This window comes from Streptomyces canarius, assembly GCF_014650735.1.
Taxonomy (GTDB): domain Bacteria; phylum Actinomycetota; class Actinomycetes; order Streptomycetales; family Streptomycetaceae; genus Streptomyces; species Streptomyces olivaceoviridis.
Genome location: NZ_BMVN01000017.1, coordinates 128,511 through 144,800, shown reverse-complemented (window position 1 = coordinate 144,800; position 16,290 = coordinate 128,511). Strand labels below are relative to the sequence as shown.

Below are 16,290 nucleotides of genomic sequence, written 5' to 3'. Positions count from 1 at the left end.
ACCGTCGCCCGGCGGGGGTCCGGCACCGTACGGCAGCGGCGCCGGACCCGTACCGGGCGACGAGAACGGCCGCAGCCCCCGCACAGTGGGCTGCGGCCGTTCTGTTCCTGACCTGTCCGTGGCAGGTCAGAGCGCGAGACCGGTGAGGACCAGCACGCGCTCGTAGGTGTAGTCCTCCATCGCGAACCGCACGCCTTCGCGGCCCACACCGGACTGCTTGACGCCGCCGTACGGCATCTGGTCGGCGCGGTAGGACGGGACGTCGCCGATCACCACACCGCCGACCTCCAGGGCGCGGTGGGCACGGAAGGCGACCTGGAGGTCGTGGGTGAACACGCCCGCCTGGAGGCCGTACTTGGAGTCGTTGACCGCGGCGAACGCCTCGGCCTCGCCGTCGACCTTCTGCACGGTGAGGACGGGTCCGAAGACCTCCTCGCAGGAGAGGGTCGCCCCGGCCGGTACGTCGGTGAGCACGGTCGGCGCGTAGGAGGCGCCGTCGCGGTCACCGCCGGTGAGCAGGGTGGCGCCGGCCTCGACCGCCTCCTTGACCCAGGACTCGACGCGCTTGGCGGCGTCCTCGCTGACCAGCGGGCCGACATCGGTCTTCGGGTCGGACGGGTCACCGGTGACCTGGGCCTCGACGGCGGCGACGATCCGCGGCACCAGCCGGTCGTACACGGCGGCGTCGGCGATCACGCGCTGCACCGAGATGCACGACTGGCCGCCCTGGTAGTTGGAGAAGGTCGCGATGCGGGTCGCGGCCCAGTCCAGGTCGGCGTCGGAGGCGTAGTCGCCGAGGACGACCGCTGCTCCGTTGCCGCCCAGCTCCAGCGTGCAGTGCTTGCGCGGCACCGAGTCCATGATCGCGTAACCGACCTTCTCGGAACCGGTGAAGGAGATGACCGGCAGGCGCTCGTCCTGGACCAGGGCGGGCATCTTGTCGTTCGGCACCGGCAGGATGCTCCACGACCCGGCCGGCAGGTCGGTCTCGGCGAGCAGGTCACCGATGATCAGGCCGGACAGCGGGGTGGCCGGGGCCGGCTTCAGGATGATCGGGGCGCCGGCGGCGATGGCCGGGGCGACCTTGTGGGCGCACAGGTTCAGCGGGAAGTTGAACGGCGCGATGCCGAGCACGACACCCTTCGGGAAGCGGCGGGTGAGCGCGAGCCGGCCCTGGCCGCCGGCGTCGGTGTCGAGCCGCTGGGCCTCGCCGCCGTTGAACCGCCGGGCCTCCTCGGCCGCGAACCGGAACACGGAGACGGCACGGCCGACCTCGCCCCGGGCCCACTTGATCGGCTTGCCGTTCTCGGCGGAGATCAGCTGGGCGATCTCCTCGGTGCGCTCGGCCAGCCGCTTGCTGACGTGGTCGAGAGCGGCGGCGCGGACGTGCGCCGGGGTGGCGGCGAAGTCCTCGCGGACGGCGTACGCGGCGGCCACGGCCTCCTCCACCTGGGCGTCGGTCGGCACGCTGACCTTGCCGACGAGCCGGCCGTCCCACGGGGAGGTGACGTCGAAGGTGTCCTCGCCGGTGGCCTGGCGGCCGGCGAGCCAGAAGGCATGGGTGGAAGTCATGTACGAGTCCCGGCCCTTCCGCGTTGGAGGTGTGTCGCTTGGCTTGCGTGGTCCACGGTAGGGCGGGGGCGGCCGGGGGGTGTTTGTCCGAGTCGTAGCAGTGCACGGACCAGGCACTACTGATTGGACTACTCGGCGCCGCGCACCGCTCCGCACTACTGCGTGGACGTCGCCTTCAGGGCGAGCCACAGCTCCATCCGCACGTCCGGATCGTCCAGGCTGCGCCCCAGGATCTCCTCGACCCTGCGCATCCGGTACCGCAGGGTGTGCCGGTGCACCCCCAGGTCGGCCGCCGCCGCGTCCCACTGCCCGTGCCGCGACAACCACGCCCGCAGCGAGGCGACCAGGTCCCCCCGGCCGGTGGCGTCGTGCTCGTGCAGCGCCCGCAGCAACCCGTCGGCGAACGCCTTCACCGCGTCGTCGGCCAGCAGCGGGAGGACCGACCCGGCGGCCAGCTGCTCGTGCTCCACGAACACCCGTCCCCGCCGCCGCGCCACCGACAGCGCCTGCTCGGCCTGCTTGTACGCCGCCGCCGCCGCGATCGGCCCGGCGGGCGCGGACAGGCCGACGACCAGCGTGTCCTCCTCCGTCCGCCCCTGCTCGGCCGCCGCCCGGTCGGCCTCCCGCGCCGCGGCGTGATCGACACAGGCGGCCACCGCCGCGCCCCCGTCGGCGGCCAGCACCACCAGCCGCTCCCCCTCGGGCACGACCAGCACGGCCTCCCCGGCCCGCGCCGCCGCGCTCTCCACGGTCTCCGCGAGCTCGCCCAGCGGTTCGCCCGCCGGGCCGGACCCGGACTCGGCGACGATCATCCGGAACGGGGCGTCCAGCAGCTCGCCGTACAGGTCACCGGCGACGGCCCGCGCGTGGTCGGGCTCGCCCGCGAGGAGCATGCGCAGCACCGCCGCGCCGACGCGCTGCTCGGCGGCGTGCAGGGAGCGGGAGCGTTCGGTGGTGAGGGTGAGCAGGGCGATGGCCGAGTGGACGGCGTACCGTTCGGCGGTGCCGAGCGCGGCGGCCGTGCCCACGGCGAGCGCGGCGCGCGGGCGGCGGCCGGTGCCGAGGCTGTGCAGCTCCACCCGGTCCTCGTGCTCGGGTCCGCCGACGACGGAGGACGCGGGCGCGGGCCGCTCCCGCAGCCGCTCCACCTCGGTGGTGAGCCGGGCGGCGCGGCGGCCGGCCCACTCGGGCGCGGCGGCGACGACGGAGCCCGAGGCGTCGTACAGCGCGGCCCAGCCGTCGACCTGGGCGGCGAGCGCGGTGAGCACCCCTTCCGGGCCGGCGTTCAGCGCCTGTCTGGTCAGCTCGCGCTGGGCGGCGAAGCCCGCGGTGACGGCTCGGTACTGGTCGGCGGCGATGGCGGCGGAGACGGCCTTGCTGATGGCCAGGAAGGGGGTGCGGCGGGGCACCTCCAGCAGCGGCAGCCCTTCCCGCGCACAGGCGTCGACGAGGGCGTCGGGGATCTGGTCGTAGTTGACCCCGACGGCGAACCCCAGCCCGACCACCCCCGCGCCGACGAGCCGCCGCACATAGCGCCGCATGGCCTCGGGATCCTCCGCGTCCAGCTTGAGCGCGGTGATCAGCAGCAGCTCGCCGCCCTCCATGTAGGGGACGGGGTCGGCCAGCTCGCTGACGTGCGCCCAGCGCACGGGCACGTCCAGACGGTCCTCGCCCGCGCGCACGGTCAGCTTGAGCGCGGAGTGGTGGACGAGCGAGGCGAGAGTCGGGGGCATGGGGCCTTCACGGTGAGGGAGATCCGTCGATCCCGGTGATCTTTTGGCCGCCGTGTATGAACGGCCCACCCCGATTCTGCCTCACCGTACGATCCCGCGCTGGCCTCTCACCCCCGCAGATCCACCAGCAACGGCGGCGCGTGCTCCCCCTCCACGGTGGTCAACGACAACACGGCGTGCCCCGGCGGCACCCCATGAGCCAACTCGGAAGCCGACCACCGCTCCCGCTCGACCTGACGCACGGTAACGGCACGGGCGGTGGGCGCCTGGCCGGTGATGACCCGGCGCAGCATGTGCACGGCCTTGCCGGCCGGGGTCTCGGCGATGATCTGCCGGTCGGTGACGTCCCGGGTCTCGGTCCACTCCTTGCCCCACACCTCGGCGAAGTCCTGACCGTCCCAGGGGGTGAGCCCGGACAGCGCCATCCGGCAGCCCGCGGCGCCCAGCAGCGGGCCGCGCAGCGGCCGGGGTACGTCGTCCAGGGTGCGCAGCGTGAGCACCGTGCCGGCGTTGGCGCTGCGCAGCCGCTGGATGCCGCGTACGGCCTCCGGGGTGACGACCCCGGTGGCGTCGTCGAGCAGCAGGCAGGCGAAGAGCGACCGGTCCTCCCGTATCGTCACGGAGGCCGTGAACTGGGCGAGCACCAGCCGGGCCAGGATCCGGGAGGCGTCGGCGTGACCGCGCTGGGGCAGGTCGATGCGGACCCGGACCGGGTGGTCGAGAGCCTTCAGGGAGAACGGCCGGCTCTGTCCGGAGGTGTCGAAGAAGGCGGCGAAGGCGGGCCGGTCGAGCAGGGCGATCCGGTCGGCGAGGACCGTGCCGACGTCGCCCGGGTGGGCCATCTGCCGCTCCCGGGCGTCGAGTTCCCTGAGCAGGGACGCGTGCCCGGTGTCGGTCAGGCCCTTGCGCAGCGCGGCCAGCGGGCCGGGGGCGCCGTCGAGCAGTTGCCGCAGCTCCGGTACGGAGGGGAAGCGGTCGTGGACGGCCCTGAACGGGCCGAGCAACTGGGCGAGGACGGTGGTGGAGCGGCGGCTGTCGCTGCCGGGGTGCGGGTCCGCGAGGTCGCCGACAAGGGCCTCGGCGAGTATGGCGGCGGCCTCATCGGGGTCGGTGGTGCCGCCGTAGAGGTCGAGGTCGTACACGGAATCGGGGTGGCCGACGCGGACGACGACGTCGTAGGCCTCGGCCGGGCCGAGCCCGGCGCCCGCGGCGCCGACCACCACGACCGACGCGCGGCCGGCCAGGGCGTGCAGGCACAGGGACTCGGCGAGCGGTCGCACCACGGCACCGGTCTTCCCGGAGCCGGCGGGGCCGACGGCGAGCAGGGAGGTGCCGAGCAGGTCGGGGCCGAGGGCGAGGCCGGCGCCGCGGTAGTGGTACGGGTTGCGGGGGTCGTCGGCGGTGGTGCCGAGCCGGACCTGTCCGGTGAGCAGGTCGTGGCGGGCGTGCCGGGCGGGCAGGTCGCGCTCGCCGGAGGGGTGCAGGCAGGCGGCGGCGCCGTCCTTCAGCACGGCGCCGGTGAAGGTGGCCAGGCTGTGCCGGCCGGACCGCACGCCCTGCCAGGCCCTGTTGATCCGCGCGTGGTCCACGTCCCGCATGAGCCCCGCCTTCGCCTCGCCGGCAAGCCGCTCAGCAGCCTCATAGGCCCCGGCCTGCCGCAGCTGCGGCCATTCGGCGGGGTCTTGTTCGGGGGTGGGCTGTGTGTCAGCGGTGGGGACGGTATCGCGCCCCGCCGACACGGCCGAGCGCAGTGCGGGCACCAAAGCGCGCAGGAGGGGGGCGCCGTAGCGGCGCCAGAGCTCACCCCAGTGACCGATCTTTCCGAACAACGCGAAGATCGCACCGAACACCAGCCACGTGTACAGCCACGATGCGGCCCCGCCCACTTGGCCGGCTTCGCCCTTCACCCAGGAATCGGGCGCGAGTACGTACCAGGGCCATTGCCAGAAGCCGCCGAGATAGCCGTTCCACAGCAGAGAACACAGCAGCCACCCGCACAGGAGAGCGATCACGGCCCCGCCGAGCAATTGCCGCGTGGGTGTCTCCTTCGGTTCGACCTCCGGCCGTGGCCGATAGCGGAATCGCCAGATTCCAGGTGCCGCCTGCGGCCGGGGGGCGCGCAGCCATGTCAAGAAGGCCGACCCGTCGGGCATCGGCGGCACCCCGGGCGGCATAACCGGCCTCCCCGCCCCCTCCGGCGCCGCCATGGGCCGCGGTAGTGGGTTGGCGTGCGTGCCGCGTGTGTCGCGCGTCGCGTCGCTGTCCATCGACCTTGCCCCCTGACCAGCCGTTCCGTCCGTCGTCAGCGAGTCAATCTAACGCCCCGGCAGGGGGAGTTCACCGCTTACGTGGCCGTAAGGAGCCGTACCGCCCGGCCGGGCTATGTCCACGGCGGACAACGGGGCTCGCCGACAACGCCCACATGGAGCATGCCCACCCTCCGGAACCGGTCTTAGCCTGCGAGAAAAGAAGGTATGCGTCCGAAAACGCACCGCCCGGAACCGCCCGGGACCGCCCGGTACGCAAGATCATCAGGGAGCCCCCATGACCGCACTTCCGCAGGAGCGCCGCGTCGTCACCGCCATCCCCGGCCCGAAGTCGCAGGAGCTTCAGGCCCGCCGTACCGCCGCGGTCGCCCAGGGCGTGGGTTCCGTGCTGCCCGTGTTCACCGCGCGCGCGGGCGGCGGGATCATCGAGGACGTCGACGGCAACCGGCTGATCGACTTCGGCTCCGGTATCGCCGTGACGAGCGTCGGCGCCTCCGCCGAGGCCGTGGTGCGCCGCGCGAGCGCCCAGCTCGCCGACTTCACCCACACCTGTTTCATGGTCACCCCGTACGAGGGCTACGTGGAGGTCGCGGAGGCGCTCGCCGAGCTGACCCCGGGTGACCACGCCAAGAAGTCCGCGCTGTTCAACTCCGGCGCCGAGGCCGTCGAGAACGCCGTCAAGATCGCGCGTGCCTACACCAAGCGGCAGGCCGTGGTGGTGTTCGACCACGGGTACCACGGGCGGACCAACCTGACCATGGCGCTGACGGCGAAGAACATGCCGTACAAGCACGGGTTCGGACCGTTCGCGCCCGAGGTGTACCGGGTGCCCGTCGCGTACGCGTACCGCTGGCCGACCGGTCCGCAGAACGCCGGCCCGGAGGCCGCCGCGCAGGCCATCGACCAGATCACCAAGCAGGTCGGCCCGGACAACGTCGCCGCGATCATCATCGAGCCGGTCCTCGGCGAGGGCGGCTTCATCGAGCCCGCCAAGGGCTTCCTGCCGGCGATCCGCCAGTTCGCCGCCGACAACGGCATCGTCTTCGTCGCCGACGAGATCCAGTCCGGCTTCTGCCGGACCGGGCAGTGGTTCGCGTGCGAGGACGAGGGGATCGTGCCCGACCTGATCACGACCGCCAAGGGCATCGCCGGCGGTCTGCCGCTCGCCGCCGTGACCGGGCGCGCCGAGATCATGGACGCCGCGCACGCCGGTGGGCTCGGTGGTACGTACGGCGGCAACCCGGTCGCGTGCGCCGGTGCGCTCGGCGCCATCGAGACGATGAAGGAGCTGGACCTCAACGGCAAGGCCAAGCGCATCGAGGAGATCATGAAGGGTCGCCTCACCGCCATGGCCGAGAAGTTCGACGTCATCGGTGACGTGCGCGGACGTGGTGCCATGATCGCGATCGAGCTGGTCAAGGACCGCGCCACCAAGGAGCCGAACCCGGAGGCCACCGCCGCGCTCGCCAAGGCCTGCCACGCCGAGGGCCTGCTGGTCCTGACCTGCGGCACCTACGGCAACGTGCTCCGCTTCCTGCCGCCGCTGGTCATCGGCGAGGACCTGCTGAACGAGGGCCTCGACATCATCGAGCAGGCGTTCGCCCGCATCTGAGCCGCGCATCCGGCCCGCGCTCCACCCGCGCGTCCACCGCGCATCTGAGCGGAGGGTCCGCACCCCTGAAGGTGCCTGCGGCAGGCCGTGTGAAGAAGGTGTGCGGGGTGGATGACGGGAGCGGATTCCGTCTGCCAAACCGCCGCCGCCTGCCGTAGGTTCTCCTCAGATGAGAGATACACCCGCCCACAGGGGACTGCGGGCGGACACCGGGCCGGGGCCTCCCCAGCTTCGACCTGGTCGTGCCCTCGCGCACACAACCGGCGCCTGACGGCTCCGGGATCTCCTCACCGATCGGACGGTCGCCGCCCCAAACCCCCCGGGGCGCGCGACGTTCCGATCCGGACGGCCGCCTCGGAACCACCCCCCCCTGTTCCGGGGCGGCCGACCTCCTTCCCCGCGACCGTCTGCCAAGCTGGGCCCATGCTGCTCCTGGTCCTCCCGGCGGTCGTCCTCGCCCTCGTCACCTGGCAGGTCGCCGCCGACGGGCCGCTGCTCCGGCTGGACGCGGACGCCAGCCGGGCCCTCGTCCACCCGGACCGGTTCTCCCAGCTGCTCTCCGACCTCGGCAACGTCCAGGTCGCCCTCCCCGTGCTCGCCGTGGCCCTCGGGTACGCGGCCTGGCGGGGCCGGGCCGCCGGTGCCGGGCGGTGGTGGCTGCCGCCGCTCGCCGCGGCCGTGGTGATGGCGCTGGTCCCGGCGGTCGTCGTCCCGCTGAAGGAGTGGACGGCCCGGCCGGGGACACCGGTGGTGCCCCCGGGGACGGGCTACTTCCCGTCCGGTCACACGGCGACGGCCGCGGTCGCGTACGGTTCCGCGACCCTGCTCCTCCTGCCCTGGCTCCGCTCCCCCGCCGCCCGCCGCGTGCTGGTCACCGGGTGCGCGGCCCTCGTCCTCGGGGTGTCGTACGGCCTGGTCCGCCACGGCTGGCACTGGCCGCTGGACGTGGTGGCCAGCTGGTGCCTGGGCACGGTGCTGCTGGCCGCCCTGTCCCTTGTCCTCAGCCGAAGTACGCGTCGAAGTTCTTCTGGAACTCCCAGTTCGCGTAGCGGTCCCAGTTCACCGACCACGTCATCAGGCCCCGCAGCGCGGGCCAGGTCCCGTGGGTGGCGTACGAGCCGCAGTTCGTCCTCTTCGTCAGGCAGTCCAGGGTCTTGGTGACCTCGGACGGGGAGACGTAGCCGTTGCCCGCGTTGGTCGACGCGGGCATGCCGATCGCGACCTGGTCGGGGCGCAGCGGCGGGAACACGTTGTTCGGGTCGCCGGCGACCGGGAAGCCGGTGAGGAGCATGTCGGTCATGGCGATGTGGAAGTCGGCGCCGCCCATGGAGTGGTACTGGTTGTCCAGGCCCATGATGGGGCCGGAGTTGTAGTCCTGGACGTGCAGCAGGGTCAGGTCGTCGCGTAGGGCGTGGATGACCGGGAGGTAGGCGCCGCAGCGCGGGTCCTGGCCGCCCCACTTGCCGGTGCCGTAGTACTGGTAGCCGTTCTGCACGAAGAAGGTCTCCGGGGCCATCGTGAGGACGAACTTGGCGCCGTACTTGGCCTTCAGGGTCTTCAGCGCCGAGATGAGGTTCACGATCACGGGGGTGGTCGGGTTCTTGAAGTCCGTGTCGTTCGCGTTCAGGGACAGCGAGTGGCCCTCGAAGTCGATGTCCAGGCCGTCGAGGCCGTAGGTGTCGATGATCTTCGAGACGGAGGCGACGAAGGTGTCGCGGGCCGCGGTCGTGGTCAGCTGGACCTGGCCGTTCTGGCCGCCGATGGAGATCAGGACCTTCTTGCCGGCGGCCTGCTTGGCCTTGACGGCCGCCTTGAAGTCGGCGTCGCTCTCCACGGTCGGGCACTCGGTGACCGGGCAGCGGTTGAAGCGGATGTCCCCGGAGGTGACCGAGGTGGGCTCGCCGAAGGCCAGGTCGATGACGTCCCAGCTGTCGGGGACGTCGGCGAGGCGGGTGTAGCCGGCGCCGTTGGCGAAGCTGGCGTGCAGGTAGCCGACGAGGGCGTGGGCGGGCAGGTCGGACGAGCCGCCGCCACCGCCGCCGGCGCTGGTCGTCGCGGTCACGACCGCGGATTTCGCGGACTCGCCGGCGTCGTTCACGGCGGTGACCTGGAAGCTGTACGCCGTCGAGGCCGCGAGGCCGGAGACGGTGGCCGAGGCGCCGGTCACGGTCTGGACCTTGGTGCCGTCGCGGTAGACCGCGTAGCCGGTCGCGCCGGTCACCGCGGACCAGGACAGACCGACGGAGGACGAGGTCACGGTGGTGGTCCGCAGGCCGGCCGGGGCGGCGGGCGGCTGTGTGGTGCCGCTGCCGCCGGGGCCGACGAGGGTGAGGTCGTCGGCGTAGTAGGCGCCGGTGCCGTACCAGCCGTGGGTGTAGATCGTGACCTTGGTGGTGGCCGCCCCGGTGCGGAAGGTGGTGCTCAGCTGCTGCCAGTCGGGGGCGGACTGGGTCCAGGTGGAGACGTCGGTGGTGCCGGTGCCGCTCGCGCCGAGGTAGACGTAGGAGCCGCGGACGTAACCGGACAGGGTGTACTGCGCGTTCGGCTGGACGGTCACCGTCTGGGAGCACTGGGCGTTGTCGCTGCCCGCCGGGGTGGCCTGGAGCGCCGAACTCCCGCTGTGCACGGGGGAGGTGACGGTGGTGCCGGCGGTGCAGGTCCAGCCGGTGAGGCCGGACTCGAAGCCGCCGTTGACCGCGACGTCCGCGTCGGCCGCGCGGGCGGCCGACGAGAGGGCGGTGATGCCGGGCACGGCCAGCAGTGCGGCCGTGAGCGCGGCGAGGACGGATCTGGGGCGTCTGGCGCGGTCCACGAGGGCCTCCGTGTGCCGGGGAGTTGGAGGGGCGGAGCGCACACAACTTGGTCCAGACCAATCCCGTTGTCAAGGTGTCGGGGCGCTACCCGTTCCCGCTCCTCTCCCTCGCCGCCCCCGCCGCCGCCTCGTGCAGGGCCAGTTCCAGCAGTGCCGGGTCGGTCAGCGTGCCCGAGCCGTCCGGCGGCACCAGCCAGCGCACGCCCCGGGCCGCCCGGCCGGGATACGGCACGACGATCCAGGTGCCGGCCCCGGCGGCCTTGATCCCGGTGCCGAGCCAGCGGGCCGCGGTGCCCGGGGGCACGAGGAACCCGACCCGGCTGTCGCCGAAGTCGGCGAGCACGGGGCCGAGTCGGTCGAGGAGCCGGGTGAGCACGTCGAGGGTCGGATAGCCGAGGTCACCCGGCAGGATGAGGACGTCCCACGCCTTGCCGGCGGGCAGCAGCGCGACCCCGAGGGGGTCGCGCTCCCACTCCCGGCGACAGGCCGCGGGGTCCGGTGCGACGGATGCCAGCCATTCGACCGCCGTCTTCGCCCCAGTCATGAGAAGGCCTCCCTTTCTCTCGTGGACGCGGTCGCGTCACGAGGGAGAGGGAGGTCTCGCGGGGAGCATTACGCGGGTTCGGGCGACTTGTTGCGGCGACCCGGGTCAGCCCGGGACTAACTGTCGAAGCCCAGTCCCAGCCGGTCCATCGTCCGCAGCCACAGGTTCCGGCGGCCCCCGTGGGCGTCCGCGCGGGCCAGGGACCACTTGGTGAGGGCGATGCCCGTCCAGGCGAAGGGCTCCGGCGGGAACGGCAGCGGCTTCTTGCGGACCATCTCCAGTTCGGTCCGCTCGGTGCGCTCCCCGTCCAGCAGGTCGAGCATCACGTCCGCGCCGAACCGGGTCGCGCCGACGCCGAGGCCGGTGTAGCCCGCCGCGTAGGCCACGCGGCCCTGGTGGGCGGTGCCGAAGAACGCCGAGAAGCGGGAGCAGGTGTCGATCGCGCCGCCCCAGGCATGGGTGAAGCGGACGCCCTCCAGCTGCGGGAAGCACGTGAAGAAGTGGCCCGCGAGCTTGGCGTACGTCTCGGGCCGGTCGTCGTACTCGGCGCGGACCCGGCCGCCGTAGGGGTAGATCGCGTCGTAGCCGCCCCACAGGACGCGGTTGTCGGCGGACAGCCGGAAGTAGTGGAACTGGTTCGCCGAGTCCCCGAGCCCCTGTCTGTTCTTCCAGCCGATCGAGGCGAGCTGGCCTGCGGTCAGCGGCTCGGTCATCAGGGCGTAGTCGTAGACCGGGACGGTGTACGACCGCACGCGGCGCAGCAGGCTCGGGAAGATGTTCGTGCCGAGCGCGACCTTGCGGGCGCGGACGGCGCCGTACGGGGTGCGTACGGCCATTCCGGCGCCGTAGCTCTTCAGCGTCAGGGCGGGGGTGTGCTCGTACACCCGCACCCCGAGCTTCAGGCAGGCCTTCTTCAGGCCCCACGCCAGCTTGGCCGGGTGGAGCATGGCCACGCCCCGGCGGTCCCACAGGCCGGCCTCGAAGGTGGGCGAGTTCACCTGCTCGCGCACGGCGTCGGCGTCCAGGAACTCGATGCCGTCCGCGAGTCCCTTCTCCTGGAGCTCGCGGTGCCAGTCGCGCAGTTCCCAGGCCTGGTAGGTCTCGGTGGCGACGTCGATCTCGCCGGTGCGTTCGAAGTCGCAGTCGATGCCGTGCCGGGCGATCGCCGCCTCGATCCCGTCGAGGTTGCGCCGGCCCAGCTCCTCCAGCGTGTGGATCTCGTCGGGCCAGCGGGCCAGGCCGTTGGGCAGGCCGTGTGTGAGGGAGGCGGCGCAGAAGCCGCCGTTGCGGCCGGAGGCGGCCCAGCCCACCTCGCGGCCTTCCAGCAGCACCACATCGCGCCGCGGGTCGCGCTCCTTGGCGTTCAGCGCGGTCCACAGCCCGCTGTAGCCGCCGCCGACCACGAGCAGGTCGCAGGTCTCCGCGGAGGTGAGGGCGGGCTCGGCGGGCGGCTTGCCGGGGTCTTCCAGCCAGTACGGGACCGGCTGGGCTTCGGAGAGAGAGGCGGTCCAGTTGTCTTTGCCACGGCTCATGGCGCTTGGGGCCATGATTTCAACTCCCTACAGAGGACGCTGCGCGAAAGGGCTCATGCCCTTTGCTTGTTCCGGCGATTGCTGACGACCATCGACGTCAGCACGAAGAGGACGGCGATCAGGAACATGGCCGTACCGATCACGTTGATCTGGACGGGCGTTCCACGCTGGGCCGAGCCCCACACGAACATGGGGAAGGTGACGGTCGAGCCCGCGTTGAAATTGGTAATGATGAAATCGTCGAAGGACAGCGCGAACGACAGCAGCGCGCCCGCGGCGATCCCGGGTGCCGCGATGGGCAGGGTGACCCGCAGGAAGGTCTGCACGGGACCGGCGTACAGGTCCCGGGCGGCCTCCTCCAGACGCGGGTCCATCGACATCACGCGCGCCTTGACCGCGGTGACGACGAAGCTCAGGCAGAACATGATGTGGGCGATGAGGATCGTCCAGAAGCCCAGCTGGGCGCCCATGTTGAGGAACAGGGTGAGCAGCGAGGCGGCCATGACGACCTCGGGCATGGCCATCGGCAGGAAGATCAGCGAGTTGACGGCGCCGCGCGCGCGGAAGCGGTAGCGGACCAGCGCGAAGGAGATCATCGTGCCGAGGATCGTGGCGCCGACCGTCGCCCAGACGGCGATCTGGAGGCTGAGGGACAGCGAGCCGCACATGTCGGCGACGCCGCAGGGGTCCTTCCAGGCGTCCGTGGAGAACCGCTGCCATTCGTAGTTGAAGCGCCCCTTCGGTTTGTTGAAGGAGAACACCGTGACGATGACGTTCGGCAGCAGGAGATAGGCGAGCGTCAGCAGTCCGGCGATGACGACGAGATGGCGCTTGAGCCAGGTGACGAAGGGCATTTAGACCAGATCCTCCGTCCCGGACCGGCGGATGTAGAGCGTGACCATGGCCAGGATCGCGGCCATGAGGATGAAGGAGAGGGCCGCGGCCGTCGGATAGTCCAGGATCCGCAGGAACTGCGTCTGGATGACGTTGCCGATCATGCGGGTGTCGGTGGAGCCGAGGAGTTCGGCGTTGACGTAGTCACCGGCCGCCGGGATGAAGGTCAGCAGCGTCCCGGAGACCACGCCCGGCATGGACAGCGGGAAGGTGACCTTGCGGAAGGTGGTCCACGGCTTGGCGTACAGGTCGCCGGCCGCCTCGTGCAGCCGCCCGTCGATCCGCTCCAGCGAGGTGTACAGCGGCAGGATCATGAACGGCAGGAAGTTGTACGTCAGGCCGCAGACGACCGCGAGCGGGGTGGCCAGGACGCGGTCGCCGGCCGTCCAGCCGAGCCAGTTGGTGAGGTCCAGGACGTGCAGCGAGTTCAGGGTGTGCACGACCACGCCGTTGTCCGCGAGGATCGTCTTCCAGGCCAGGGTGCGGATCAGGAAGCTGGTGAAGAACGGCGCGATCACCAGGATCATGATCAGGTTGCGCCAGCGGCCCGCGCGGAAGGCGATGAGATAGGCCAGCGGGTAGCCGAGCAGCAGGCACAGCACGGTCGCGGCGGCGGCGTAGAAGACGGACCGCAGGAACTGCGGCCAGTACGCGGACAGGGCGTCCCAGTAGGTCGCGAAGTGCCAGGTGACCTTGTAGCCCTCCTCCAGGGAGCCCTGCTGCACGGAGGTGGATGCCTGGTAGAGCATCGGCAGCGCGAAGAAGACGATCAGCCACAGGATGCCGGGCAGCAGCAGCCAGTAGGGCGTGAACCGGCCGCGCTTGCGCGGGGGCTTCTCCTCCGGGGCCGCGGGGGCGAGGGGCGGGGGCGCCTCGGTGAGGGTGGACATCAGGCGGCGACCTCTTCCTCGGTGCCCGCGGAGCCCACTGTCCCGGCAAGCAGGGACTGGGCTGCGTCCAGACCGAAGGTGTGCGCCGGGCTCCAGTGCAGCACCACGTCGGCGCCGGGGACGAGCCGGCCGTCCCGCTCGACGTTCTGCACGTACACCGCCAGCTCGTCGCAGACCGGGCTGTCGACGACGTACTGCGTGGAGACGCCGATGAAGCTCGCGTCGGCGATCTTGCCGGTGAGGCGGTTGCGGCCCTGAGGGATCTCCCCCGCGTCGTCGGCGTGCGTGAGCGAGATCTTCTCCGGGCGGATGCCGACCAGCACCTTGCCGCCGGCCGTCGTCGGGGCGGAACATCGCGCCTCGGGCAGCACCAGCTTGCCGCCGCCCGCCTTGAGCACGATGTCGTCGCCGTTCTTGGTGTCGACCTCGGCCTCGATGAGGTTGGAGGTGCCGAGGAAGTTCGCGACGAAGGTGCTCTGCGGGTTCTCGTACAGGTCGGCGGGCGAGCCGAGCTGCTCGACCCGGCCGCCGTTCATCACGGCGACCGTGTCGGCCATGGTCATGGCCTCCTCCTGGTCGTGCGTGACGTGGATGAAGGTGATGCCGACCTCGGTCTGGATGCGCTTGAGCTCCAGCTGCATCTGGCGGCGCAGCTTCAGGTCCAGGGCGCCGAGCGGCTCGTCCAGCAGGAGCACCCTGGGGTGGTTGATCAGCGCGCGGGCCACGGCGACGCGCTGCTGCTGGCCACCGGAGAGCTGGTGCGGTTTCTTGCGCGCCTGCTCGCCGAGCTGGACCAGCTCCAGCATGTCCTCCACCTGCTTCTTCACGCTCTTGATGCCGCGCCGGCGCAGGCCGAAGGCGACGTTCTCGAAGATGTCGAGGTGCGGGAAGAGGGCGTAGGACTGGAAGACCGTGTTCACCGGCCGTTTGTACGGCGGCAGGTGGGTGACGTCCTGGTCGCCGAGCCGGACCGTGCCCGTCGTGGGCTCCTCCAGGCCGGCGATCATGCGCAGGGTGGTGGTCTTGCCGCAGCCGGAGGCGCCGAGCAGCGCGAAGAAGGAGCCCTCGGGCACGGTCAGCTCCAGCGGGTGCACGGCGGTGAAGGAGCCGTAGGTCTTGGAGATGCCGGAGAGGCGGACGTCGCCGCTGTTGTCTGATGTCGTCTTCATCGTCGTCACGCCCCTGTGAGCTTCGCGAACTTCTCTTCGTAGGCCGTCTCTTCCTTCGCGCTCAGGGAGCGGAAGGCGTGGGACTTCGCCTGCGTGGCCTTGTCGGGGACGATCAGCGGGTTGTCCGCCGCGTCCTTGTCGATCTTCGCAAGGTACGGCTTCACCCCGTCGACCGGCGTCACGTAGTTGATGTAGGCGGCGAGCGCGGCGGCCTGCTCGGGTTCGTAGTAGAAGTCCATGAGCCGCTCGGCGTTCGTCTTGTGCCGCGCCCTGTTGGGGACGCACATGTTGTCGGTCGAGGTCATGTAGCCGCTGTCGGGGATGACGAAGTCGACGTCCGGGCTGTCCGCCTTGAGCTGGACCACGTCCCCGGCCCAGGCGAGACAGGCGGCGAAGTCGCCCTTGGTCAGGTCGGAGGTGTAGTCGTTGCCGGTGAAGCGGCGGATCTGGCCCTTGTCGACGGCCTTCTGGAGGCGGGCGGTCACCGCGTCGAAGTCGTCGTCGCCGAACTTCGCCGGGTCCTTGCCCATGTCGAGCAGGGTCATGCCGATGGAGTCCCGCATCTCCGACAGGAAGCCCACGCGCCCCTTGAGCCTGGGGTTGTCGAGCAGGTCGGAGACCGACTTCACCTCGATGCCGTCGAGCGCCTTCTTGTTGTAGGCGATCACGGTGGAGATGCCCTGCCAGGGGTACGAGTACGCCCGCCCGGGGTCCCAGTCGGGGTTGCGGAACTGGGGCGAGAGGTTGGTGTAGGCGTGCGGCAGGTTGGACGGGTCCAGCTTCTGCACCCAGCCGAGGCGGATCAGCCGGGCGGCCAGCCAGTCGGTGAGGACGAGGATGTCGCGGCCGGTGTCCTGGCCCGCGGCGAGCTGCGGCTTGATCTTGCCGAAGAACTCGTTGTTGTCGTTGATGTCCTCGGTGTAGTTGACCGTGATCCCGGTGCGCCGGCGGAAGGTCTCCAGGGTGGGGTGGTGCTTGCCGCTGTCGTCGACGTCGATGTACTCGGTCCAGTTGGAGAAGTTCACGACCTTCTCCTGGGCGGAGTGGTCCTGGGCGGAGGTGCCGCCCTGGGTCTTGCCCGCCGCGGGGATCCCGCAGCCGCTCAGCGCCCCGAGGCCGCCGACGGCGAGCGCGCCGCCCGCGGACGCCCGCAGCAGCGACCGGCGGGTCAGGGCGGCCCTGCCGTTGCGCATACTGCGCCGCAGGGCGGCCACTTGGGGCGGGGTGAGGCGGTCGGGCTCGTACTGCTCCATGCGCGTGGTGCC

At 71.5% G+C, this 16,290-nt stretch carries 11 protein-coding genes and 1 pseudogene; 2 read left to right on the top strand and 10 right to left on the bottom strand.

The annotated features are described in order from the left end of the window. Positions 1-126: 126 nt before the first annotated feature. From IE294_RS24155 to IE294_RS24145, 3 genes are all read right to left on the bottom strand, one after another. Positions 127-1,572 carry an aldehyde dehydrogenase family protein gene (locus tag IE294_RS24155; protein WP_189889395.1) on the bottom strand — a complete coding sequence of 482 codons (1,446 nt, stop codon included), beginning with the start codon at positions 1,570-1,572 and terminating at the stop codon, positions 127-129. Positions 1,573-1,727: 155 nt separating this feature from the next. Further along, positions 1,728-3,305, bottom strand: a complete 1,578-nt coding sequence (locus IE294_RS24150; RefSeq protein ID WP_189889393.1) for a PucR family transcriptional regulator — start codon at positions 3,303-3,305, stop codon at positions 1,728-1,730. 107 nt (positions 3,306-3,412) lie between these two features. After that, complete coding sequence (locus tag IE294_RS24145; protein WP_189889391.1) at positions 3,413-5,572, bottom strand: ATP-binding protein; 2,160 nt, start codon at positions 5,570-5,572, stop codon at positions 3,413-3,415. A gap of 277 nt (positions 5,573-5,849) precedes the next feature. On the opposite strand from IE294_RS24145, the gene gabT reads away from it, so the two are divergent. Beyond that, positions 5,850-7,184: a 4-aminobutyrate--2-oxoglutarate transaminase gene (gabT, locus tag IE294_RS24140; RefSeq protein ID WP_189889389.1), complete on the top strand. Its 1,335-nt coding sequence runs from the start codon at positions 5,850-5,852 to the stop codon at positions 7,182-7,184. A gap of 423 nt (positions 7,185-7,607) precedes the next feature. Beyond that, positions 7,608-8,243 (top strand): annotated as a pseudogene (locus IE294_RS24135) (phosphatase PAP2 family protein); the annotation flags it as partial. Here IE294_RS24135 and IE294_RS24130 read toward each other — a convergent pair. The 7 genes from IE294_RS24130 to IE294_RS24100 all read right to left on the bottom strand — a co-directional run bounded on the left by IE294_RS24130 (position 8,185) and on the right by IE294_RS24100 (position 16,278). After that, complete coding sequence (locus IE294_RS24130; protein ID WP_189889387.1) at positions 8,185-9,996, bottom strand: chitinase; 1,812 nt, start codon at positions 9,994-9,996, stop codon at positions 8,185-8,187. The pseudogene IE294_RS24135 and the gene IE294_RS24130 sit on opposite strands and share 59 nt — an antisense overlap. An 85-nt stretch (positions 9,997-10,081) precedes the next feature. Then, positions 10,082-10,540 carry a hypothetical protein gene (locus IE294_RS24125; RefSeq protein WP_189889384.1) on the bottom strand — a complete coding sequence of 153 codons (459 nt, stop codon included), beginning with the start codon at positions 10,538-10,540 and terminating at the stop codon, positions 10,082-10,084. A gap of 116 nt (positions 10,541-10,656) precedes the next feature. Beyond that, a complete protein-coding gene (locus IE294_RS24120) occupies positions 10,657-12,087 on the bottom strand; it encodes an NAD(P)/FAD-dependent oxidoreductase (RefSeq protein ID WP_189889382.1) in 1,431 nt (476 codons plus the stop codon). A 38-nt stretch (positions 12,088-12,125) separates the two neighbouring features. Next, entirely contained in the window at positions 12,126-12,926 is an 801-nt protein-coding gene (locus IE294_RS24115) for an ABC transporter permease (protein ID WP_189889380.1), read from the bottom strand. Then, positions 12,927-13,856 carry an ABC transporter permease gene (locus IE294_RS24110; RefSeq protein ID WP_189889378.1) on the bottom strand — a complete coding sequence of 310 codons (930 nt, stop codon included), beginning with the start codon at positions 13,854-13,856 and terminating at the stop codon, positions 12,927-12,929. Continuing rightward, positions 13,856-15,025, bottom strand: a complete 1,170-nt coding sequence (locus tag IE294_RS24105; protein ID WP_189889376.1) for an ABC transporter ATP-binding protein — start codon at positions 15,023-15,025, stop codon at positions 13,856-13,858. The genes IE294_RS24110 and IE294_RS24105 overlap by 1 nt, the downstream gene beginning before the upstream one ends. A gap of 5 nt (positions 15,026-15,030) precedes the next feature. Beyond that, on the bottom strand, positions 15,031-16,278 hold the full coding sequence (locus IE294_RS24100) for a polyamine ABC transporter substrate-binding protein (protein ID WP_189889374.1): 1,248 nt from the start codon (positions 16,276-16,278) through the stop codon (positions 15,031-15,033). Between the last annotated feature and the right edge of the window lie 12 nt (positions 16,279-16,290).